General features: G+C 68.9%; 23 protein-coding genes and 1 tRNA gene. 14 read left to right on the plus strand and 10 right to left on the minus strand.

All coding sequences use genetic code 11. The features are described from left to right. Nucleotides 1–78 precede the first annotated feature (78 nt). The 3 genes from ACQUS8_RS08860 to ACQUS8_RS08870 are packed head-to-tail and all read left to right on the plus strand — an operon-like array spanning nt 79 to nt 1841. On the plus strand, nt 79–411 hold the full coding sequence (locus tag ACQUS8_RS08860) for an MTH1187 family thiamine-binding protein (RefSeq protein ID WP_435099764.1): 333 nt from the start codon (nt 79–81) through the stop codon (nt 409–411). Nucleotides 412–459: 48 nt separating this feature from the next. Beyond that, complete coding sequence (mch, locus tag ACQUS8_RS08865; protein WP_435099767.1) at nt 460–1395, plus strand: methenyltetrahydromethanopterin cyclohydrolase; 936 nt, start codon at nt 460–462, stop codon at nt 1393–1395. Continuing rightward, nucleotides 1392–1841, plus strand: coding sequence for a hypothetical protein (locus ACQUS8_RS08870; protein ID WP_435099770.1), 450 nt, complete (start codon nt 1392–1394; stop codon nt 1839–1841). Before mch ends, ACQUS8_RS08870 begins: the two co-directional genes overlap by 4 nt. 21 nt (nt 1842–1862) lie before the next feature. On the opposite strand, the gene ACQUS8_RS08875 is transcribed toward ACQUS8_RS08870, so the two are convergent. Further along, entirely contained in the window at nt 1863–3461 is a 1599-nt protein-coding gene (locus ACQUS8_RS08875; protein WP_435099773.1) for a GTPBP1 family GTP-binding protein, read from the minus strand. Between the two features lie 146 nt (nt 3462–3607). On the opposite strand from ACQUS8_RS08875, the gene ACQUS8_RS08880 reads away from it, so the two are divergent. Then, a complete protein-coding gene (locus ACQUS8_RS08880; RefSeq protein ID WP_435099776.1) occupies nt 3608–3961 on the plus strand; it encodes a hypothetical protein in 354 nt (117 codons plus the stop codon). Between the two features lie 87 nt (nt 3962–4048). Next, on the plus strand, nt 4049–4243 hold the full coding sequence (locus ACQUS8_RS08885; protein ID WP_435099779.1) for a hypothetical protein: 195 nt from the start codon (nt 4049–4051) through the stop codon (nt 4241–4243). Here ACQUS8_RS08885 and pyrF read toward each other — a convergent pair. From pyrF to ACQUS8_RS08900, 3 genes are read right to left on the minus strand one after another with little or no spacing between them, the layout of a single operon-like run. Further along, nucleotides 4240–5040, minus strand: coding sequence for an orotidine-5'-phosphate decarboxylase (gene pyrF, locus ACQUS8_RS08890; protein WP_435099782.1), 801 nt, complete (start codon nt 5038–5040; stop codon nt 4240–4242). The two genes, ACQUS8_RS08885 and pyrF, sit on opposite strands and share 4 nt — an antisense overlap. A gap of 36 nt (nt 5041–5076) precedes the next feature. Beyond that, the gene (locus tag ACQUS8_RS08895) at nt 5077–5496 is read right to left on the minus strand and encodes a hypothetical protein (protein ID WP_435099785.1); all 420 of its coding nucleotides are present in this window, start codon (nt 5494–5496) and stop codon (nt 5077–5079) included. Then, nucleotides 5497–5937: a DUF2240 family protein gene (locus ACQUS8_RS08900; protein WP_435099787.1), complete on the minus strand. Its 441-nt coding sequence runs from the start codon at nt 5935–5937 to the stop codon at nt 5497–5499. A gap of 88 nt (nt 5938–6025) precedes the next feature. Here ACQUS8_RS08900 and ACQUS8_RS08905 point away from each other — a divergent pair, with 88 nt between their 5' ends. Beyond that, on the plus strand, nt 6026–6400 hold the full coding sequence (locus tag ACQUS8_RS08905; protein WP_435099789.1) for a 30S ribosomal protein S8e: 375 nt from the start codon (nt 6026–6028) through the stop codon (nt 6398–6400). A 146-nt stretch (nt 6401–6546) separates the two neighbouring features. Next, a complete protein-coding gene (locus tag ACQUS8_RS08910) occupies nt 6547–7914 on the plus strand; it encodes an APC family permease (RefSeq protein WP_435099790.1) in 1368 nt (455 codons plus the stop codon). Here ACQUS8_RS08910 and ACQUS8_RS08915 read toward each other — a convergent pair whose 3' ends face one another. Both ACQUS8_RS08915 and ACQUS8_RS08920 read right to left on the minus strand, forming a co-directional pair. Continuing rightward, complete coding sequence (locus tag ACQUS8_RS08915; protein WP_435099791.1) at nt 7915–8409, minus strand: hypothetical protein; 495 nt, start codon at nt 8407–8409, stop codon at nt 7915–7917. 232 nt (nt 8410–8641) lie between these two features. Next, entirely contained in the window at nt 8642–10867 is a 2226-nt protein-coding gene (locus ACQUS8_RS08920; RefSeq protein ID WP_435099793.1) for a CDC48 family AAA ATPase, read from the minus strand. Nucleotides 10868–11051: 184 nt separating this feature from the next. On the opposite strand from ACQUS8_RS08920, the gene larC reads away from it, so the two are divergent. Then, entirely contained in the window at nt 11052–12404 is a 1353-nt protein-coding gene (larC, locus tag ACQUS8_RS08925; protein ID WP_435099795.1) for a nickel pincer cofactor biosynthesis protein LarC, read from the plus strand. Here larC and ACQUS8_RS08930 read toward each other — a convergent pair whose 3' ends face one another. Beyond that, entirely contained in the window at nt 12405–13130 is a 726-nt protein-coding gene (locus tag ACQUS8_RS08930; protein WP_435099797.1) for a hypothetical protein, read from the minus strand. Nucleotides 13131–13203: 73 nt separating this feature from the next. On the opposite strand from ACQUS8_RS08930, the gene radB reads away from it, so the two are divergent. After that, entirely contained in the window at nt 13204–13902 is a 699-nt protein-coding gene (gene radB, locus ACQUS8_RS08935; RefSeq protein WP_435099799.1) for a DNA repair and recombination protein RadB, read from the plus strand. Nucleotides 13903–14009: 107 nt separating this feature from the next. Then, nucleotides 14010–14234, plus strand: a complete 225-nt coding sequence (locus ACQUS8_RS08940; RefSeq protein WP_435099801.1) for a hypothetical protein — start codon at nt 14010–14012, stop codon at nt 14232–14234. On the opposite strand, the gene ACQUS8_RS08945 is transcribed toward ACQUS8_RS08940, so the two are convergent. The 3 genes from ACQUS8_RS08945 to ACQUS8_RS08955 form a co-directional block, all read right to left on the minus strand. Then, nucleotides 14231–15388, minus strand: coding sequence for a CBS domain-containing protein (locus tag ACQUS8_RS08945; protein ID WP_435099803.1), 1158 nt, complete (start codon nt 15386–15388; stop codon nt 14231–14233). The genes ACQUS8_RS08940 and ACQUS8_RS08945 overlap by 4 nt on opposite strands. A 268-nt stretch (nt 15389–15656) precedes the next feature. Further along, the gene (locus ACQUS8_RS08950) at nt 15657–16880 is read right to left on the minus strand and encodes a Cdc6/Cdc18 family protein (RefSeq protein WP_435099805.1); all 1224 of its coding nucleotides are present in this window, start codon (nt 16878–16880) and stop codon (nt 15657–15659) included. 938 nt (nt 16881–17818) lie between these two features. Continuing rightward, nucleotides 17819–17893: transfer RNA gene (locus ACQUS8_RS08955), tRNA-Val, on the minus strand. Nucleotides 17894–18064: 171 nt separating this feature from the next. On the opposite strand from ACQUS8_RS08955, the gene trpD reads away from it, so the two are divergent. Genes trpD through trpG form a run of 4 tightly spaced genes read left to right on the plus strand, consistent with a single transcriptional unit; the run spans nt 18065 to nt 21919 of the window. After that, nucleotides 18065–19069 carry an anthranilate phosphoribosyltransferase gene (trpD, locus tag ACQUS8_RS08960; RefSeq protein ID WP_435099807.1) on the plus strand — a complete coding sequence of 335 codons (1005 nt, stop codon included), beginning with the start codon at nt 18065–18067 and terminating at the stop codon, nt 19067–19069. After that, the gene (locus ACQUS8_RS08965) at nt 19069–19743 is read left to right on the plus strand and encodes a phosphoribosylanthranilate isomerase (RefSeq protein WP_435099809.1); all 675 of its coding nucleotides are present in this window, start codon (nt 19069–19071) and stop codon (nt 19741–19743) included. The genes trpD and ACQUS8_RS08965 overlap by 1 nt, the downstream gene beginning before the upstream one ends. Further along, nucleotides 19743–21323 (plus strand): anthranilate synthase component I, encoded by a 1581-nt coding sequence (gene trpE / locus ACQUS8_RS08970; protein WP_435099811.1) that lies wholly within the window; start codon nt 19743–19745, stop codon nt 21321–21323. The genes ACQUS8_RS08965 and trpE overlap by 1 nt, the downstream gene beginning before the upstream one ends. Beyond that, on the plus strand, nt 21320–21919 hold the full coding sequence (gene trpG / locus ACQUS8_RS08975; RefSeq protein ID WP_435099813.1) for an anthranilate synthase component II: 600 nt from the start codon (nt 21320–21322) through the stop codon (nt 21917–21919). The genes trpE and trpG overlap by 4 nt, the downstream gene beginning before the upstream one ends. The last annotated feature ends 60 nt before the right edge of the window (nt 21920–21979 follow it).

Genomic DNA, 21979 nt, shown 5'->3' on the forward strand with positions numbered 1-21979 from the left:
CTCTGTTCTTTAGCGCGTACGCGTGCGTGTGAGACAACTACCGCTACTGCTATGCGGGAGGCCGGCGTGCGCCCGACCATGACCGTCGTCGCACTCCTCAGTGTCGCACCGGTCCGTGAGGGAAGTATGGCGGAGGACGTCGCGAAAGCCGTCGAGGCTCTGGAAGACTTCGACGTCACCTACGAGACGAACCCGATGGGGACCGTCATCGAGGCGGAGGACGTCGACACGCTCCTCAAGGCCGTCGGGGCAGCGCACAAGGCGGTGCCGGGCGACCGGGTGAGCACGTTCCTGAAGATCGACGACAAGCGCACGTCCACCTCGTCGGCGCGCGAGAAGGTGGAAGGCGTCGAGCGGGCGCTCGGCCGCCCGGCGCGGAGCGGAACGGGCGACGAGGCGGACGACGCGTAGCGCCCCGCACTGGAAACCCTTTACCGAGAGACGGTCGAATCCGGATGCATGGAGAGCATCAACCGGATGGCCGTCGAGCTGGCCGACGAGGCCCTCGAGTTCGCGGGGGAGCTCGAAATCGGCGCGTTCGACTTGGAGAACGGCGCGACAGTACTGGACTTCGGCGTGGAGCACACGGGCGGCATCGAGGCCGGCCTCCTGCTCGCGGAACTGCAGACGGCAGGGTTGGCGACGGTCCAGACGCGCGTCGACACCGTCGCGGACGCGCCGTTCACGTACGTCGAGTTGGCGTGTGACCGCCCGGACCTCGCGCTGCTCTGCTCGCAGAAGGCGGGCTGGGAGGTGTCGGTGGACGGCTTCGAGGGGCTCGGCTCGGGGCCGGCGCGCGCGTTGGTCGCGGAGGAGGCGGAGTTCCGCGAACTCGGCTACACGGACGCCTTCGACCTGACGGCGCTCACGCTGGAGTCGGACGTTCTGCCGGACGAGCGCGTCGCGCAGGTGATCGCGGAGCGCGCGGAGGTGAACACGGAGGGCGTCTACCTCCCGGTCTACGCGGCCGGGTCCATCGCGGGGAGCGTCTCCGCGGCGGCGCGCGCGGCGGAGATGGCTGTCTTCCGACTCTTCGAGGCCGGCTACGACCCGCAGAACGTACTGTCGGTGAACGGGCGCGCGCCGGTCGCGCCGGTCGCGGACGAGGAGGAGACCGCCATCGCCCGGCAGATGGACGCGCTCGCGTACGGCGGCGAGGTCTACATGACGGTCGAGGAGGACGACGAGGAGGCGTTCGAGGCGGTGCCGTCGACGGCGGGCGAGGAGCACGGCCGGCCGCTCGGTGAGGTGTTCGACGAGGTCGAGTGGGACTTCTCGGAGGTTGCGGCGGGCGTCTTCGGCCCGGCGTCGGTGACGGTGAACGTCGTGGGCGGCCCGACGTACGCGCTCGGCGAGACCGAGGAGTTCGTCCTCGCGGAGTCCTTCGGGCTGTGAGGTGGACGGCCGTCCCGCCGGTCCCGGCGTCGCTGTCGGCGCTCGCGGACCTGCGGGCGGCCCTCCCGGCGGAGCCGAACGCGCGAACCGACTGCTGTGCGCTCGTTCTGCGGGCGGACGCGGACGCCGACGTACCCGACCGCGAGACGGCAGCGGAGTGGCTCGGCTTTCTGCGCGCGCTCGGACTCGCTAGCGAGGAGGGCGGGACGTACGCACGGACGGACGCGCCGGTCGACCGGGAGTCGCTTGCGGGCGCGTTCGTCGGGAGCGTCTACGGCGCGCGCGAGGTCATCGAGGCGCTCACCGACACCCCGCGCTCCGCGGAGGAGGTGACGTCGCGCGTTCCCGCACGCGTGGGCGAGAAAGAACTAGTGCGGCGCCTGCTCGACTGGGCGGTGCTGGTCGGTCTCGCGGAGGCGCGCGACGCGGGCTACGTGCGCGCGTAGCGCCGGTCGGCGAGGCGGCGCTCAGTCGGGGATGTTCGTGACGGTGCCGACGCCCTTGCTGGAGCCCTCCCGAAAGACGAAGCGCTGGCCTTCCTCGACGACGTAGGGGCGGAACTTGAACTCGATGCGGGCGGTGCCGGTGTCGCCGGGGAGGAGTTGGCCACCTTCGGGGTGGAAGCGCGCAGCCTCGCTGGCGGTTTCGAGGTGGACGACGGGTTCGTAGCCGGCGTCGATACGCGTCGGGTGGTTGAGCACCATGACGTCGGCCTCGAAGGACCGGACGGCGGTCGGGTCGGCGTCGCGCGGGAGGAGCGCCATCCCGCGTTCGATTTCGCTCTCCCGGACTCCCTTGAGTGCGATGCCGACGATGCGGCCGGCTTCCGCGCGGTCGACGCGGTGGTAGTGCATCTCGATGCTCCGGACTTCGACGTCGCGGAAGGAGCCGTCACTGAAGGGCCCGAGGAGGAGTTCGTCGCCGGCCTCAACAGTCCCGGACTCGATGGTGCCGGAGGCGACGGCGCCGACACCCGTGACCTTGTAGGAGCGGTCGACGTAGAGGCGGAAGTCGCCGCCCGCGGCGGCGGTCTTGGGGAGGCGCTCGAAGAGTTCGTCGAGGACGTCGAGGCCGTCCCTGTCGACGGCGCTGGTTCGGACGACGGGGACGACGGCGTCGTCGGTTTCCTCGACGGCGGCGTCGACGCCGTGACGTTCGACGGGAAGGGGGACGCGTCCGGTTTCGCGGAGGATGCGTTCGACGTCGCGTTCGACCTCGGCGACGCGCTCTTCGGAGACGAGATCGGTCTTGGTGATGGCGACGATGGTGGGGAGGTCGGTGGCGAGGAGGACGCCGAGGTGTTCGCGGGTGGTGGCGGTGGGGCCGTCGTCGGCGGCGACGACGAGGAGGCCGTAGTCGAGTTTTTGGCCGACGAGGCCGCGGATGGTGGTGCGGAGCCATGGCTCGTGGCCCACCGTGTCGACAAAGGAGACGACGCGGTCGGCCTGCTCGACGACGGCGGCGCGTTCGTGTTTACGGTGGGGGTTTTCGACGCGGACGGGGCCGTCGCCGTCGAAGCCGTAGACGCCGTAGGAGAGGTCGGCCGACAGGCCGCGTTCGACCTCGTGGGGTTGGACGTCGAGGAAGGAGCGGGTGTCGCCGTCGCCGTCGTCGGGTCGGCCGGTGACGAGCGAGCCGACGAGCGTGGACTTGCCGTGGTCGACGTGGCCGGCGGTGCCGACGATGATGTGGTCGTCGTCGGCGGTGAGTTGGCCGCCGTCGCGGACGGTGGCGACACCGACGAGGCCCTCGTTCTCGGTACCCCACGTCTCGACGTCGTCGATGTGAGCACCGGCTTCTTCGGCGAGGAGGCTGAGGACGTCGAGCGTCTCGGAGAAGGTATCGGGGTCGACGCCGGCGATACCGCCGTCGTCGGTGACGCCGACGACGTACTGGGCTTCGCCGTCGCCGGAGAGGACGCGATGGCGCAGTTGTGCGACGAGACTTTCGAGGCGTCCGTCAGCGAGGTGGACGTCGCGAGTGAGGCGTTCCTTGAACTCGACGTTCCCCCCCTCCTGCTCCCCGCGCTCGAGCGCGCGGTGCAGGACGGACCGGTCGACGCTCATAGGTCCGTGTTAGGGACCATCTACCAAAAGCCTTCCTCGCACGAGGGCTCTGGAGGGCTCACGAGTCGTCCGTAGACGCGCTCTCGGACCCGTCTCGGGGTGCGCGCCGCCGTTTATATCCTTCTCGGTCGTATGGAAATATGGATATGTCCGACCCGCTCGTTGTCGACCTGTTGGAAGCCGGAAAGCGCGTGAAGTGCCAGAGCTTCGAGGAGGGGGAGCACGGATTGAAGCTCCTCGACGAGGAGGGTGAGTTGAAGGCCTACGTCCCCTACGACCGCCTCGACTACGTTCACCCGAAGGGCGCAGGGAAGCCGCCACGCCGGGCGCAGGCCCAAGCGCCGCCACAGCGGTCGTTCCCCGGTCACGGTGAGCAAGGCTCGCAAGGTGGGGCGGGTGCGCAGTCCTCACGGACGAACCGGAGCACGCAGTCCGGGTCGGACGCCGGTTCGATGCCGAAGAACGCCATCGACGAGCACGAACCCACCGACGGGGAGTAGGCCGAATCGGAGACGTGAGAAGGGAGTTCGTTTTTTCGCCGCGTTCGGCCCCCGCCTTGATGTGTCAGCGCGCCGTCCGCGTTCGGTATGAGCGTCACCGGGCTCTGTCAGATTTGCGAGAGCGCCGAAGCGCGGTTCGCGTGTGACCGCTGTGGAGCCGTCGTCTGTCGGGCGCACTACGACGCCGAACTCGGCGTCTGTGCGGAGTGCGCGTCGGAGCAACGCCGTTCGCAAGGCGTCGTCGAAGGGGACGAGGGGACGGGTGTCGGCGGTCCGCGTTAGCGATACTGGTTCAGTCGGTCGCGCAGTCGTTTGGCGGCGTCGCCGGCGGCGCGGTCCCAGTTCTCCGAATCTTCGCCCGCGAAGATTATGCCGCGCGTGGAGTTGACGACGCCGACGCCCCCGCTCGTGCGGCCGTGCTCGACGGCAGCTTCCGCGTCGCCGCCCTGCGCGCCGACGCCCGGCACGAGGAACGGGAGGTCTGGTGCGACGTCCCGCACGCGTTCGAGTTCCGCGGGCCGGGTCGCGCCGACGACGAGGCCGACGTTCCCGTGTTCGTCCCACTCGCTCATTCGGCGCGCCACGTGCTCGTAGAGGTATTCGTCAAACGAGGCGAGTTCGAGGTTCTGGAAGTCCTTCCCGCCGGGATTGGAGGTGCGACAGAGGACGAAGACACCCTTGTCCTCGCGCGAGAGGAACGGCTGGAGGCTGTCGTGGCCCATGTAGGGGTTGACGGTGATGGCGTCCGCGTCGTCGAGCGCCTTCGCGTACTGGCGGGCGGTGTTCCCGATGTCGCCGCGTTTCGCGTCCAGAATCACGGGGACGTCCTTCCCGTGCGCGTACGCGATTGTTTCGCGGAGCGCGCGCCACCCGTCCGCGCCCTCGTAGAAGGCCGCGTTCGGCTTGTAACAGGCGGCGTACTCGTGGGTCGCGTCGATGATGCGGCGGTTGAACTGCCAGCGTGGCAGCTCGGCGTCGCGCACCTCGTTGGGGAGGCGGTCGGTGTCGGGGTCGAGGCCGACGCAGACCATCGTGTCGCGGTCCTCGATGCGGGCCGCGAGGTCGTCGAAGAAGCCCATGGGTGGTCTGTGGCCGGCGAGCGCCTAAACGTACTGTTACTCGTCGCCGGCGGCCGCGTCCGTGTCCACACCCGATCTGTCGGCTGCCACGAGCGCGGCCTCGAAGACGTCGAGCACCCGCTTGGCGTGTGCGCCGTTCTCTACGAAGACTACGAGCGCGGGCGGCGTCGACGCGCGCGGACGCGCACGGAGGCCGACGTCATCGGCGGCACGCTTCGCGGCCTCCAGTCCGACGAACAGTTCGAGGCGGGCACGCTCGGGCATCACGTAGACGGTGGCAACGCGCTCGCCGTCGTGGGTGACGTCGTAGGCGCGCGCGCCTTCGGGCGTCGGCTCGACGTCCGAGTCGGCGTCGGTGACGGCGACGTCGTCGAACGGCGGAATCGCCCGCCCGGTCAGCTCGGAGGCGAGCAGTTGGGCGATTCGGACGCCGTCATCGAGTTCGCGCTCGACCATTCAGAGGCCCTCCGCGGCCTTCGCGGCGGCGTCCTCGACATCGACACCCTCACGGCGGGCGTAGAGGACGGCGGCGACGTCGGCGGTGACGCCGAGGTCCTGCTGGAGGGCGTTGACGGCGGCGACGGCCTCCTGCCGGTCCTCGCCGGCGGCGTCGAGGGCGCCGAGCGCCGTCTCGAACGCCGAGCGCTCCCGGAAGAGGGATTCGTCGGGCGTGAAGTCGTCAGGTACCTCGACGTCCTCGACGTCGAACGTGGCGACGAGGTCGCCGTCCTCGCGGGCGAGGAGGCCCTCGCTGGTGGCGACGTCGATGAGGCGTTTCGCCTGGTCGGGACTCATCCAGTCCCGGTCGAGCGAGAGGGCGACGACGAACTCGTGCTCGCCGAGGCGCTCGCGCCCGCGGGAGACGAAGGGCGCGCCGGCGGCGACGCGGAGGCTCATGGTCGCGTGGAGGCGGGCGCGACGCCTAAAGACAGCGAGTCTACGGCGGACCGAACGGCTTTAGTACGTAACGACGCCATTTCCGGGTATGCAGTACCAGGGCCGCTCCAAGCGCACGAAGACGGGTGCGCGAACTCGCCCCCACTCGAAGAAGAAGAAGCACGAACTCGGTCGCTCCCCGACGGAGACGACGCTCGGCGAACCGCGCTTCCGCGTCGTCGACTCCCGCGGCACCGACGAGAAGCTCCGCGCGCTCTCCACGAACGTCGCGAACGTCACCGAGGACGGCGAGACGACGCACGCGACCATCGAGGACGTCGTCGAGAACGACGCGAACCCGAACTACGCCCGCCGTAACATCATCACGAAGGGCGCCATCATCGAGACGGACGCCGGGAAGGCACGCGTCACCTCCCGTCCCGGCCAGAGCGGGCAGGTCAACGCCGTCGCCGTCGAGGAGTAAGTCACACCCCTCTCCGCGAGCATCCCGCTCGCGTTTCTCCGTTCTCCACGCCGCACAGCGACGGCGCTGCGCACGCCGCTGTCACAGATTCGTTACGCTCCCCAACTTCGAAACGGTTAACGCGCCGTCGGACGGAGTAGCCGTCGATGCAGGACAGCGACGCGACGGACGACGGCCTCCCGCGCTCCGTCGGCCTCCGCGACCTCCTCCTCCTCAGCGTCGGTGGCATGATCGGCTCCGCGGTATTCTTCTTCCCCGCGTTCACCGGGCAGTGGGTCGGCCCCGCGGCCGTCCTCGCGTGGCTCCTCGCGGGCGTCGGGATGGTCGCGATCGCGCTCTGCTACACGGAACTCGCGACGGCGTTCCCGAAATCAGGCGGACCCGCCGTTTTCCCCGCGGAGACACTCGGGTCGAACCCCGCCGTCCGGGGCTTCTTCAGCTACCTCGAAGGGACGTCCTACGCCCTCGGCTGGGTCTTCGGCGTCGCCGTCTCCGCGTGGTACGTCGCGAACTACCTCGGCGCCATCCCGCCGCTCGCCGGCGTTCGGGGCCACACCGTCCTCTTCGGCCTGCTCGCCATCGCCGCGAGCCTCGCCGTCACCCTCTCCGGTATCGACGTCACGAAGCGCACGAACCTCGTCCTCACCGCGTTCGTCCTCGCGGTGCTCGCCGTCGTCGCCGCCGTCGGCCTCGCGAACGGCGACCCCGCGAACGCGACGCCGTTCTTCCGTGGCGGCGCGACGAGCTTCCTCGCCGCCATCGGCGTCGCCATCACCGGCTACGGCGCGTGGACCGTCGTCCCCGCGGCCGCCGGCGAGGTGAAGAACCCGAGTTGGACCATCCCGCGCGCCATCGTCGGCAGCCTCCTCCTCACGACGGCGTTCTACACGCTCGTCGTCCTCGCACTCCACCTCACCGTCCCCGCGAGCGCCTTCACGCAGGGGACCCTCGTGATGGTCGCCCCGCTCTCCGCCGTCGTCGTCGACGCCGGCCTCCCCGTTCTCGCGAACTACGCGCTGCCGGTCGCCGCGCTCGTCGCCATCTTCACCACGATGCTCGTCGGGTTGACCTCGAGCGCGCGCGTCCTCCGCGCGCTCGCTGAGCGCGACGCCTTCCCGCGTGCGTTCGCCGCGACCCACGAGTCCACGAACGCGCCCTACGTCGCACTCTGCGTCGTCGCCGTCGCCGCCGCGGCCGTCGTCGTCGGCAAACAGGTCGTCGGCGGCGTCGTCCTCGCCGCCCTCGTCGGTACCGTCCTCCCCTACGCCATCAACGTCGCCTCCTTCGTCGGCCTTCGTGTCCATCGCACGGACGTCGACGCCCCGTTCCGCGCGCCCGGCGGCCTCGCGACCGCCGCGCTCGCCTTCGGCTTCCTCGTCCTGCTCGCCGTCGGCCTCTCCGTCGACCACCCCGTCGCCGCCACTCTCACCGTCGCCGCGCTCCTCGGCGGCTTCGTCCTCCAGTACGCTTTCGGCGGACTCGCGGAGGCTATCGAAGCCGAACGCGCCGAATAGCTATTCTGGCGTTCCGTTCGCGATCGTCGCGCTCGCAGTCGTCCTCGTGCGCTCGTCACGACAGACGCCCGAGTCGGTCGTGTACATGACGGAGAGGTCGTTTCCGTCCGTCCGGTTGTCGCCGACGAACAGTTTGAGGCCGAGGCAAGCGGCGTCGTGCTCGGCGAAGTCGACGCGCGCCCACCGCTCGTGCGCTCGCTCGTCGACACGCGCCGACAGAACGTACTCGCCGGACTCGGTCGGATAGCCGGCGAACGCCGCGCCGCTCGGGGCATCGGACGACCCAGCGGAGAGGTGCGTTTGTTCCCAGTACACCACGTCCTCGCCGTCGAGCATGAGGACACGAACCGTGTGGGGCTCGTCGTGGAAGTTCAGTGCGGTCAGGTCACCGAGTCGCGGCGTCGTCGAGTCGTCGCTACTACATCCTGCGAGCGCACCGGCGACGCCGACCCCGGCCGCTGCGCGCAGGTAGTCGCGCCGTGTCGTGGCGGGCATCTCGTAGACGCGCGGCCGCAAACGCGAAAAAGTGTCCGATATGAGTTAGGTATCAGCGGCGAGAGAAACGGAGCATACCGCGCGGTTCTCGGCGCGGCTTCGCCGCACCACCTCTTTAGTGACGGGTGTTGTTAGGTGCAGTACGGTTCGAGAGAGCAGTACTCCTCGGCATCACGAAAGGCGCTTCGCGCCTTTCGAGTGACGCGTCAGCACACCCGACCAGCGAAGAAGCTCACTGGAAGCCGATGTGACCGCCTTCCCGCCGGTCCTGTCCGGGCGTGTTGCCGCCCTTGAACTGCTCCTCGACCTCCTCGTAGTAGTCGAGGATGTCCTCGGTGATGGTGGGCCGGACGTTCTCCATGGCCGTGCGGAAGTGGCGCATCTCGACTTCCTCGGCGTCCTCGTCCTCGCGCAGTGCCTCGATGGCGGCTTCGCGGGCGATGGAGGCGAGGTCGGAGCCGACGTAGCCGTCCGTGATTTCGGCGAGTTCGCGGAGGCTGACGTCGGGGGCGAGCGGGATGTCCTCGGTGTGGATTTCGAGGATGCGCTCGCGGCCCTCGACGTCGGGCTGGCCGACCATGACCATCCGGTCGAAGCGCCCGCTCCGGATGAGCGCGGGGTCGATGATGTCGGGGCGGTTGGTCGCGCCGATGACCATCACCTCGCCCATCTCCTCGAGGCCGTCGAGCTCGGTGAGGAGCTGGTTGACGACGCGCTCGGAGACGTTGTTGCCGACATCCTGACCCCGGCCGGGGGCGAGCGAGTCGAGCTCGTCGAAGAAGATGACGGTCGGGCTGACCTGCCGTGCCTTCCGGAAGGTCTGCCGGATGGCTTTCTCGGACTCGCCGACCCACTTCGAGAGGAGCTGTGGCCCCTTTACGGAGATGAAGTTGGCGTTCGTCTCGTTCGCGACGGCTTTCGCCATGAGCGTCTTCCCGGTGCCGGGCGGCCCGTAGAGGAGGACGCCGGCAGGCGGGTCGATGCCCATCCGCTCGAACTTCTCGGGGCTGTTGAGCGGCCACTCGACGGACTCCTGGACGTTCTTCTTCGCGTCGGTGAGCCCCCCGACGTCGTTCCACGACATCTTCGGGAGCTCGACGAGCACCTCGCGCATCGCGCTCGGTTCGACTTCACTGAGCGCGCCGCGGAAGTCCTCGCGCTTGACGATCATCCGGTCGATAAGGCTCGGCGGGATGTCCTCCTCGTCGAGGTCGATTTCGGGGAGGTAGCGCCGGAGCGCGCGCATCGCGGCCTCCTTGCTGAGGCTCTCGATGTCCGCGCCGACGAAGCCGTGCGTCTCGTCGGCGAGGTGGCTGAGGTTGACGTCGTCGGAGAGCGGCATCCCGCGGGTGTGGATCTTGAGGATTTCCTCGCGGCCCACCTCGTCGGGGACGCCGATCTCGATTTCGCGGTCGAACCGGCCGGGCCGGCGGAGTGCGGGGTCGACGGCGTCGACGCGGTTCGTCGCCGCGATGACGATGACCTGCCCGCGGCCCTCGAGACCGTCCATCATCGTGAGGAGTTGGGCGACGACGCGCCGCTCGACCTCACCGGTGACGTCCTCGCGCTTGGGCGCGATGGAGTCGAGTTCGTCGATGAAGATGATGGAGGGCGAGTCGTCCTTCGCGTCCTCGAAGATTTCGCGAAGTTGCTGCTCGGACTCGCCGTAGTACTTCGAGATGATTTCGGGGCCGGCGATGGAGAAGAAACTCGCTGACGTCTCGTTGGCGACGGCCTTCGCGAGCAGCGTCTTCCCGGTTCCGGGCGGCCCGTGGAGCAACACCCCCTGTGGTGGCTCGATGCCGAGCTTCTGGAAGATCTGGGGGTGTTTCATCGGGAGTTCGACCATCTCCCGGACGCGCTGAATCTCGTTCTGCAGGCCGCCGATGTCCTCGTAGGTAATGCCGCCGCCAGTGCGCTCGAAGCCGCTGATGGGCTCCTCGCGCAACTCGACGTCGGTGTCCTCGGTGACGAGGACGACGCCCTCGGGTTCGGTCTCGACGGCGATGAGCGGAATCGCCTGTCCCGGCGAGCGCATGAACGGGTGGTTCGTCGAGCTCATCACGGGGACGATGTCGCGCGAGACGACCGGGCGCTTGAGAATCTGACGCTTGACCATCCCGGCGGCGTCACTGCCGAACTGGACGCTCGCCTCCTCGGGGGGTGCGAGGACGAGCGAGTCGGCCTTCTCGGCGTCGGCCTTGCGGATCTTGACGCGTTCGCCGATGCCGACGTCGGCGTTCTGCCGAGTGAACCCGTCGATGCGGACGGTGTCGGTGTTCCAGTCCTGTCGGTCTGCGCGCCAGACTTTCGCGGCGGTCGTTTCGGCGCCCTCGATCTCGATGATGTCGCCCGGGCTGAGCTTCAGATGCAACAGCGTGTCGGGGTCGAGGCGTGCGATACCGCGTCCCGAGTCGTTCGGGTACGCCTTCGCGACCTCGAGTTGGACTTCGTTCATTGTCTCTTGTGTCCGATAGGTTGAGATTCTCGCCGGCGGGGGAAAGCCCTTCCCCCGGACGGCGAGGGCTATGTGTACCAGTAGCACACCCTCGTACAAATCGCTGACGCTCGAACGGATTCCGGCCGGTGTCGATGTCGCGCGGATGGCCACGTTTTTCGCCGCCGCGCACCCACGTCTGGGCATGACCACGCTCGCTTTCGACGGCCGGACGGGCGCGAGCGGCGACATGCTCCTCGGCGCCCTCGTCGCCGCCGGCGCCGACCCCGCCGCCCTCGACGCCGTCGAGGCCGCCCTCGACGTGACCTACGACGTCCGCGAGGTGACGCGGTGCGGCGTCCGCGCGACGAAGGTGACGGTCCGCCACGGCGACGAAACCGACAGTGGCGGGAACGACGACCACGCACACTCACACGGCGATGCCGAGCACTCGCACTCTCACGAGCACGGCGGCGACGGCCACGCGCACTCCCACACGCACGACGCGGAGGGCCACGGCCCGAACCGGACCTACCGCGAGGTCGTCGACGTTGTCGAGGGGATGGACCTCCCCGCGTCCGTGGAGGCGGACGCGCTCGCGACGTTCGAGATACTCGGGCGCGCGGAGGCCGCCGTCCACGGCACCGACCTCGAATCCACGCACTTCCACGAAGTCGGCGCGGACGACGCCATCGCGGACGTCGTCGGCGTCGCGCTCCTCTTCGAGGACCTCGATCCGGACCGCGTCGTCACGACACCCGTCCGCGCGGGCGGCGGCGAAGTCGAGATGAGCCACGGCGTCTACCCGGTGCCCGCGCCCGCCGTCGTCGAAATCGCGGAACGCGCGGACTGGCGACTCCGGGGCGGCCCGATCGACGTCGAACTCCTCACGCCGACGGGCGCGGCGCTCCTCGCACACTTCGCGACGGGCGTGGACGAGACGCCGGCGATGCAGGTCCGGGAGTCGGGCTACGGCGCGGGGACAAAGGACTTCGACGGGCGGCCGAACGTCATCCGTGCGGCCGTCGGCGAGGAGCGCGAGGGGTCGGTCGAAGACACGTCACACACGGCGAGCGAGGCGAGCCACGCCGCGGAGAGCGGCCTCGTCCGGGACGACGTCGTCGTCCTCGAGACGAACCTCGACGACGCGACGCCGGAGGTCCTCGGCGGACTGCAGGAGACGCTCGCCGAGGCCGGCGCGCGCGACGTCTCGGTGCTGCCGGTGACGATGAAGAAGTCCCGACCTGGCCACCTCGTGAAGGTGGTGACGAAGCCGGAGGACGCCGGACGGGTGGCGCGTCGACTCGCCGAGGAGACGGGGACGCTCGGGGTTCGGGAGTCGGGCGCGCGCCACCGCTGGATTGCCGAGCGGGCGTTCGAGACCGCCGAGCTGGAGGTCGAAGGCGAGCACTACGAGGTGTCGGTAAAGGTCGCGAGCGACGAGGACGGCACGGTCTACGACTACAGCGCGGAGTACGACGACGCGCACGCGGTGGCGCGGGAAACCGGGCTGCCGGTGCGCGAGGTAATGCGGCGCGCCGTCGAAGCGGTCCGGTAGCTACTCCTCCCTGTGTCGTTCGAGCGCTTCGTCGATGGTGAGTTCGCCGGTGGCGACCTTCCGGGCGAGCGCCTCCGTGATGGTCCGGTTCTCGGCGGAGCGCTCGCGCGAGCGTTGCTTGATGACGTCGAGTTCGCCGGCGGTCGGTTCGAAGGTGCGTTCGCCGACGACCTCACCCTCCAAGCGGGCGATGTTGACGGCGGCGAGGACGTCGGCCATCCCGCGCGCGCCGCGGCCGAGGTAGGGCGTCGTCCCGGTCTCGTCGACGAGTTCGACGGTAACATCCTCGAGGCCCTCGATGATGCGCGCGCCGTGGAGACGCGCGCCGTCGCCGACGCGGACGAGCGGGTCGAGGTCGTCCGCCACCTCCTCCATCACGACGTCGGCGGCGTCCTCGACGGGAACGTCGAAGACGGCGACGACGAGGTCGCCGGAGAGGACGGCGATACCGGGTTGCGGGCCAGGGTCGACGCCGACGACGGTGCGGCCGCCACCGCCGCGGAGGAGCGTGAGCGCTTCCTCGACGGCGGCGCGCGGGTCGTCGGGGTCGGCGACGACCACGTCACAGGGGACGTCGAGTTCGTCGTCGGGGCCCGTGATGACGACGGCGGCGTCCTCGGGGAGGGCGTCGCCGGGCTCGACGGTGGTGAAGGCAGCCCCGCGGTCCCGGAGTTCGCCGACGACTTCGTGATACACCTCGAAGTCGGCGGTGGCGACGACTATCACTGCCCGTGAGTCGGGCGGCGGGCGGAAAAAGCCTACCGGGGTGTTTTTCCCGGGTGCCACACTACGAGACGGCGTGAGCGAGCCACTGACGACGGGATGCGCGCCGCTCGATGCCCTCCTCGGGGGCGGCGTCGAGCGCGGCGCGGTCACGCAGGTGTACGGGCCGCCGGGCGCGGGGAAGACGAACGTCGCGCTCTCGACGGCGGCGCACGCCGCGGCGGCGGGGATGACCGTCGTCTACGTGGACACGGAGGGGCTCTCGCCGGAGCGCTTCGAGCAGGTGCTCGGCGCGACGGCCGACGACCCCGACGCGGCCGCCGAACGCATCGTCGTGAGCGAGGCCTACGACTTCGACGAGCAGGCCGAGGCGGTGAAGGACACCGAGGAGTTCGCGGAGCGCGCGGACCTCATCGTCCTCGACTCGGCGACGGGGTTCTATCGGCTCCGACGGACCGAGGAGGCCGGCGAGGAAGGGGAGGCGTTACGCGACGTCGCTCGGCAGGTGACCCACCTGCTCTCGCTGGCGCGTCGCCACGACCTCGGCGTCCTCGTGACGAACCAAGTCTACACGGACCCCGAGGCCGAGCGGACGCGGCCGCTGGGCGGGCAGACCCTCGAACACTGGACGGCGACGGTCGTTCGCCTCGAACGTTTCCGCGGTGACGCCCGCCGTGCGGTCCTGGAGAAACACCGCGCGAAGCCAGCGGGCGAACGCGCGCGCTTCACCATCACCGACGCGGGCATCGAAACCGCGTCGGACGGCCCGACGTAGCCCGGGTTCTCGTCCGGACGGGAGTATTTACCCTTCTATCCAGTAGTCGGTCGCATGATACCAACCCCGCGTCGGCGGCTCGCCGACCCACGCGACGGTGATCGGCCGTGAGAGGAGTGCCGTCGCTCGCGATGCTCCTGCTCTCCGTCGTGACTATCTGTGCGCTGGGCACGGCGCTGATGGCCGACGTCACGCAGAACGTGCAGTTGCTGCTCGCCGGGGAGACGGCCCCGGTCATCAGCGGTCCCGTCGTCGTCCTCTGCGTCATCACCGGCGTCGGACTCGTCGGGACCGTCTCGATATCGACGCTCGGGCTACTCCTCGCGAATTAGAGTTCGCCGAGCTTCCGGAGGAGCTGGCCGCGGTACTCCTCGTCCGAGCGGATGTCCTTCTTCTCGAGGACGTTGCGCTCCAACAGGTCGAGCGCCACGTAGAAGGCGTTGTCCGCGCCGTAGCCTTCGCCGGTGCCCGCGACCTGGCCCCTGTTCGTCCGCAGGCGAATCTGACAGCGGATGAGCGGCGTCCCGCGCAGCGTCTCCTTGTGCTCATGGAAGCGAACGTGCGCGTGGCGGACGCGCATCTTCGAGTACTTATTCACGACCTCCTCGATGCCCTCACGAACCTCCTCGCGGTCGATGGTGTCGAGGAGCTCGATGTTCGTAATCTGGACGTCCATGCGCTCCTTCTCCGTGTAGGAGAGCGCGCGCAGCACGTCCGTCTTCGTGAGGATGCCGGCGACCGTCGTCGGTTCGCCCTCGGGCGCGACGACGAGGCCCGCGTAGTCGTTCTTCAGCATCGTCCGGACGGCATCCTCCACGGAGTCGCTCGGGGTGACGGTCTCGACCGGGCTCGACATCACGTCGTAGACCGGGAGGTCGAGCATGCGCTCGATTTCGCCGCGTCGGTCCCCGCGCGTCGTCTTCTGGATGTCGCGCGTGACGAACTCCACGAGGTCGTACGTCGTCACGACGCCCGTGAGGTCGCCCTCGTCGTCGACGACGGGGAGCCGGGAGATGCCGTGCTCGCGCAGGCGGTTGATGACCGTCCCGATGTTGGCGTCGTCGCGGACGGTGACGACGTCCACGGTGTAGATTTGCTCGACCGTCAGGGCGTCGAGGTTGTCGATGACGGCCTCAAGGACGTGGTCCTCGGTGAGAATGCCCCAGAGCTGGTCGGCCTCGAAGACGGGTGCGACCTTCGAGCCGCCCTCGACGAGCTTGCGGGCGGCGTCCCGAACGTCCTCGGTCCGCTTGAGCTTGGGCGCGTGGCCCTCTGGGTTCACGAGCGAGACGGCGCGCGTGTTGTCCTCGATGTGAGAGCTGAGAAGTTGCTTCTGCGTGATCACGCCGACGTACTCGGCGCCGCCGGCGCGCGTGACGATGACGCCCTTCGGGTTCTCCTCCTCGAAGAGCGAGCGGACTTTGCCGAGGCGTTCCTCGGCGTCGACCTCGACGTAGTCCTGAGTCGCGATATCAGAGATGTCCATGTACGTCGGACTTGACCCGGTAGGGTCTAAAAGATTATTGCGGGTACAGACGACTGGCAAAACACAATTTTCGGCGTTTCAGGGTCGTTCGCCCGAGGAAAAAGCACTTACCGGTGGGAGTGGTATTAATACCCATGGGAGAACGTGTCTGTTATCGTGAGTTCTGCCCGGAGTGCGACGCGTCGCTGACGCACGTCGACGACACCTGCCCCGACTGCGGCGCAGACCTCGACGGGTAGGTCACACTCCGGCCGGACCGGGCGTCACGTCACAGGACGGGTTCGACGGCGTCGTCGCGCGAGATGACCCGGCGGACGACGTCCGGGTCCTCGAGGAGGCGGTGCTTCGAGAAGACGCCCCGCCCGCGCCCGCGGCTGTGCTTCTCACTCCGGATGACGTTCAGGAAGTCCTGTTCCTTCAGAATCTCCGTGACGCGGCGCTCGGAGAGCCGCTCGAGGTCGAGTTCGTCCGCGAGCTGCGTGTAGGCGGAGAAGACGCGCTTGGTCGCGAACTCGTCCTCGCTGTGGGTCGCGCTGAGGCGCGTGAGCGCCGCGAGGATGACCTTCGTCTGGATGGGCGCGCCGTCGATGAGTTCGGCGAAGCGGTCGGCCTCGGTCTTCTCCTTCGCGCGCCGAACGTGGGTCTCGGTCACGCGCTCGTCGCCGGCGTTCGTCGCGATGCTCCCCGCGTTGCGCAGGATGTCGATGGCCTTGCGCGCGTCGCCGTGTTCGCGCGCGGCGAGCGCCGCGGTGAGGTTGATGACGCCGTCCTCGAGGACGCCGTCGTGGAAGGCGTCGCGCCGGTGTTCGAGGATGTCGATGAGTTGGCCGGCGTCGTAGGGTTGGAAGACGATGTCGTCCGGGCTGAAACTCGACTTCACGCGCTCGCCGAGGTCGCTCGGGAAGTCGATCTTGTTCGAGATGCCGACGATGCCCAGCGAGGCGTCGGTGAGGTTGCGGTTCTCGCCCGCGCGCGAGAGCTTGCGCAGGACCTCGTCGTCCTCCAGGAGGTCGATTTCGTCGAGGATGACGATGGCGACGTCCGTACAGGACTCGAGGATAGTCCAGAGGCGGTTGTAGTAGTCGCCGGTACCGAGGCCACGCTCGGGCACCGTCGTCCCCGAGACCTCGGGGTCGTTGATAGCCTTCGCGATGTTCTTCACGACGGCGGTCTCGGTGTTCTGCTCGCCGCAGTCGATGAACGCGGACTGCACGACGTGGTCATCGCGTTCGGCCTCAACGACGACGCGGTCGGTGACGCTGCGCGCGGTCAGCGACTTCCCGGTCCCCGTCTTCCCGAAGACGAGGAGGTCGTCGGGTTCGCGCCCGAAGACGGCGGGGTTGAGTGCCTCAGCGACGCGCTGCATGTGCTGGTCGCGCCCGACGATGCGGTCTGGTTCAGGCACGTGGCTGATCTTGAGGAGTTCCTCCCGGGCGAAGACGGGTTCCTCGTAGCGAAAGAGCGGGTCTCGGTCGTCACGTCGCGAGTCCATTCGGGATACCTCCGGTTCGGCGAGCGGACGAATAAGGATAGCGGACCTCCGTCGCGGATGTAAGGGCGTCGAAAGCGGTCTGACAGCCCGATTCGTCACGGTTCGGGCGCCAACCGTCATATCACCGACCTCGCGAGTGTATGTCAGCGGTGCCCACGGAACGGGCGCCGTGCGCGACACGAACTCCCAAAGACGGGGTGCCGTCGCGAATGTAAATGCCGGCAGGCACGTATTTTGGGCCATAAAAGCCGGAGTCTCTGAGAGGGAGTCTGTGTCAGGAGGCGAATGACCCCGACCACACCCACACCACCGTCGCGAATGTAAGTGTGGGAGCGGGGTGGGAGAGGAACGCGGGAGAGCGACGAGGAAAGGGTGAGAAGTCCGGAACGGCGAACGCGGCAGGAACGTCCGGAGAACGAAGAGTTCGTTCTCGTACTAGTTCCCGAAGATAAGCTAATGGGCTCTAACGAAGGACGACAATATATAGATATATGATTCCGTCTCCGGCTCCCGACGCCGTTTCTCGACTCGTGCCGTGCACCTCCTCGCTTACACTCGCGACGGTGGTGTGTGTCCCACGACTGCATCCCCGTCAGAACGCTGCCCAGGCCCCGTAGAGTGCGCCGACCGCCGTCGCGAGGAGGTAACCGACCGCGAAGACGGTTGCAGGTAGGCTCGCAGTGACGGGAGGGTTGGTCGACGGTCGCGACGGCGACGAGACCGAACGCCGTCGGCACACCGACGGAGCGCATCCCGCCGACGACAGGGGGAGTCCGTCACGTCCAGCATCGGCGTGACCGCCAGCGCGCCAACGACGTCACACGAAATAGGGTGTCGAGAGTCGACGGACGGGTGCCACGGACTCGGTGTCGAGAGCGGCGAAAAACCGGTATCGGCGCCGACGAAGCGTCGGCTTCCCGGTGTGAGTTAAGTAGAAGTGGGTTGGGGCGGATTTGAACCGCCGGCCTCCTCCATGTCAAGGAGGTGTCATAGCCTGACTAGACCACCAACCCTCGGTGGCGTGCGCCTCCGAACGCATCTCTTCGTAGTCCGGGGGTATAGTTGAAGGTTTCGAACCGGGGGTGCCTCCGTGAGTGGTTCCCACCCCGTCGAGTCCGCGACAGGCTTATAGTGGTGTACAGAGTTGTACATCATAAGCCGAAATCGTACACCGGTGCTCCACCATGCAAGACTACATCGCACGCGTCACCGAGGGAGAGGACTTGTCGGTCGCCGAAGCGCGCGACGCAGCCACCGCCGTCTTCGAGGACGCGACGGAGGCGCAGATCGGCGCGCTGCTGGCCGCACTCCGCGCGAAGGGCGAGACGGAGGGCGAGATTGCGGGCTTCGCACAGGGGATGCGCGACGCCGCGCTCACCATCGACCCCGACCGGAGCCCGCTCGTCGACACGTGCGGGACGGGCGGTGACGACTACAACACCATCAACGTCTCCACGACGTCCGCCATCGTTGCCTCCGCCGCAGGCGTCCCCGTCGCCAAGCACGGCAACTACTCCGTCTCCTCCTCCTCGGGGAGCTCCGACGTCCTCGAGGAGGTCGGCGTCGACCTCGACGCCAGCCCGGACTCCGTCGAGGAACATATCGAGGAGTACGGCATCGGGTACATGCACGCACCCGCGTTCCACCCGGCGATGAAGGCCGTCATCGGCCCGCGGCGCGAACTCGGGATGCGCACCATCTTCAACGTCCTCGGGCCGCTGACGAACCCCGCAGGCGCGGACGCGCAGGTCCTCGGCGTCTACGACCCGGACCTCGTCCCCGTCATCGCGGAGGCGCTCACCGAGATGCCCGCCGGGGACGCCCTCGTCGTTCACGGGAGCGGCCTCGACGAAATCACGATTCACGACGAGACCGTCGTCGCGGAAGTCCACGGTGACGACATCGAGGAGTACACGCTCACTCCCGAAGACCTCGGCCTCGAACGCTCGCCCATCGACGCCATCGCGGGCGGCACACCCGAGGAGAACGCCGACGACCTCCGCGGCATCGTCGAGGGCACGGTAACGGGCGCGAAACGCGACGTCATCCTCGCGAACGCGGGCGCAGCCGTCTACGTCGCCGGCGAGGCCGACAGCCTCGAAGCGGGAGTGGACGCCGCGCGCGAGGCCATTGACTCCGGCGCGGCCGCCGCGAAACTCGAGGACCTGCGCGGTGCGAGCGCCGAGTGATGTCGGCGACGCGTGTGAAGGTCTGCGGGCTCACGAACCGCAAGGACGTCGACGCCGCCGTTGAGGCGGGTGCTGACGCCCTCGGGTTCATCGTGGACGTGCCGGTGGACACGCCCCGCGAAATCACGCCCGAGCGCGCCGCGGACCTTGTCGCGTCGGTGCCGCCGTTCGTCTCGACGGTGCTCGTCACGATGCCGGAGACAGCCCGCGACGTCGAGGCGCTTCTCTCACAGATAGAGCCGGACGCCGTCCAGATTCACAACGACCTCGACGCGGCGGCCGTCGAGCGCCTCGCTGACGGCACCGATGTTGACCTCGTAAAGGTGGTGGACGCCGACGACGCGGAGACGGCGCACGCCTACGACGTCGTCGTCGACGCGCTGCTCGTCGACTCGACGGACGCGTCGGGCGCGGGCGGGACGGGCCGGACGCACGACTGGACGGTGACGCGTGGCCTCGCGGCCGAGCTCGACTCGCCGGTCGTGCTCGCCGGCGGTCTCACCCCGGAGAACGTCGCGGACGCCGTGCGGACGGTGGAGCCATACGCCGTCGACGTCGCGTCCGGCGTTGAGGCGACGGGCGGGCAGAAGGACCACGACGCGGTGCGAGCGTTCGTGCGGCGCGCGACGCGCGCGTTCGAGGGCGCGGACGACGAGACGGGGGTGTCGGCCTGATGGGCTTCGACGTGACCCGCGAGGAGTTCGAAGCGCGCGCGGCCGGCGACGGCCCCGGCGTCGTCTACGCGGAGACGACGCTCGACGTGGACGTCTCGCCGCTCGCGGCGTACGCGGCGCTCGCGGAGGGCGACTACGCCTTCCTCCTCGAATCGGCGGAGAAGACGGCGGCCTCCGACCCCGGCGGGGCGTTCCGCCCGCGGGACGTCGAGGCGGGCGAGCGCCACGCGCGCTACTCGTTCGTCGGCTACGACCCCGACGCCGTGGTGCGCGCGACGCCCGACGGCGCGTCCGTCGAACGACTCGCGGACACGCGCGCGGCCCGCTCGGTCGAACCCGGGGACGGCGACGTCCTCGACCAGCTCCGCGGGGCGCTCCCGGACGCCGACCGCCGGGGGTTCCCGGAGAGCGAGCGCCAACTGCTCGACGGCGGCCTCGTGGGCTTCGTCGCCTACGACGCCGTCTACGACCTCTGGCTCGACGAGGTCGGCGTCGAGCGTCCGGAGACGCGCGTGCCGGACGCCGAGTTCGTGCTGAACACGGCGGTGCTGCGCTTCGACCGGGCGACGGGGACGCTCTCGCTCGTCTGCACGCCCGTCGTCGACCCGAACGAGGACGACGTGGGCGCAGTCTACGAGGACCTCGTCACGGAGGCCGAGCGCGTCGAGTCCGCCCTCGCGGACGCGACGGACCCGGAGACGGGCGGCTTCGAGCAAGTCGCAGAGCGCGCCGGCCCACAGGACGAGTACGAGGCGGCCGTCGAGCGCGCGAAGGAGGCGGTGCTGGACGGCGAAATCTATCAGGGGGTCATCTCGCGCACGCGCGAGCTCGAGGGCGACCTCGACCCGCTGGCGCTCTACGCGGCGCTCCGGGACATCAACCCGTCGCCCTACATGTACGTCCTGAACCACGGCAACCGGACGGTGGTCGGCGCGAGCCCGGAGACGCTCGTGAGCGTCCACGGCCGCGAGGTGCTGAACAACCCCATCGCCGGCACCTGCCCGCGCGGGACGAGCCCCGTCGAGGACCGCCGCTTGGCCGGCGAGATGCTCGCGGACGAGAAGGAACGCGCCGAACACACGATGCTCGTCGACCTCGCGCGCAACGACGTCCGACGCGTCAGCGAGGCGGGCTCCGTCCGCGTACCGGAGTTCATGCGCGTCCTGAAGTACAGCCACGTCCAGCACATCGAGTCGACCGTGACCGGCCACTTGCAGGACGGGCTCGACGCCTTCGACGCGATTCGGGCGTCCTTCCCGGCGGGGACGCTCTCGGGCGCGCCGAAGGTCCGCGCGATGGAGCTCATCGACGAACTCGAACGCACCCCGCGCGGTATCTACGGTGGCGGCGTCGGCTACGTCTCGTGGACGGGCGACGCGGACGTCGCCATCTGTATTCGGACCGCGACGGTCGACCATGGCGCTGGCGAGGGCGGCGCGGACGTCGTCCGCGTCCGGGCGGGCGCGGGCGTCGTCGCGGACTCCGACCCGACGAGCGAGTACGAGGAGACGGAGAAGAAGATGGGCGGGGTGCTCGACGCCCTCGAGGCCGTCACGGACTCCGCGGAGGTGGAGCGATGACGACGAAGGTCCTCTTCGTGGACAACTTCGACTCGTTCACGTACAACCTCGTGGAGTACGTCAGCGAGCATCCGGACGTCGAGACGGCCGTCCTGAAGAACACGGCGTCGCTCGCCGAGGTGCGCGCGGAAGACCCGGACGCCATCGTCGTCAGCCCGGGCCCGGGCCACCCGAAGAACGACCGGGACGTCGGCGTCACCGCCGACGTGCTCACGTCGCTGAGCCACGAGATACCGACGCTCGGCGTTTGCCTCGGGATGGAGGCCGCCGTCTACGAGTACGGCGGGTCGGTCGGGCACGCGCCCGAACCCGTCCACGGGAAGGCCTACCCCATCGATCACGACGGCGAAGGCGTCTTCACCGACCTCGAGGACGGCTTCCAGGCGGGGCGCTACCACTCGCTCATTTGCACGGACATCCCGGACTGCTTCGAGGTGTCGGCGACCACCGAGCACGACGGGGAGACACTCGCGATGGGGATGCGCCACCGCGACTACCCCATCGAGTGCGTCCAGTTCCACCCGGAGAGCGTCCTCACCGGCGTCGGCCACGACGTCATCTCGAACTTCCTCACGGCTGTCGAGGACCGCGAGTAACTGTTTCTCCCACCGCGGCCACCGGGCGACGTGGCGGAATCCACGCTCGGCGGTCTCGGC

The organism is Halarchaeum sp. P4, assembly GCF_051195175.1.
Taxonomy (GTDB): domain Archaea; phylum Halobacteriota; class Halobacteria; order Halobacteriales; family Halobacteriaceae; genus Halarchaeum.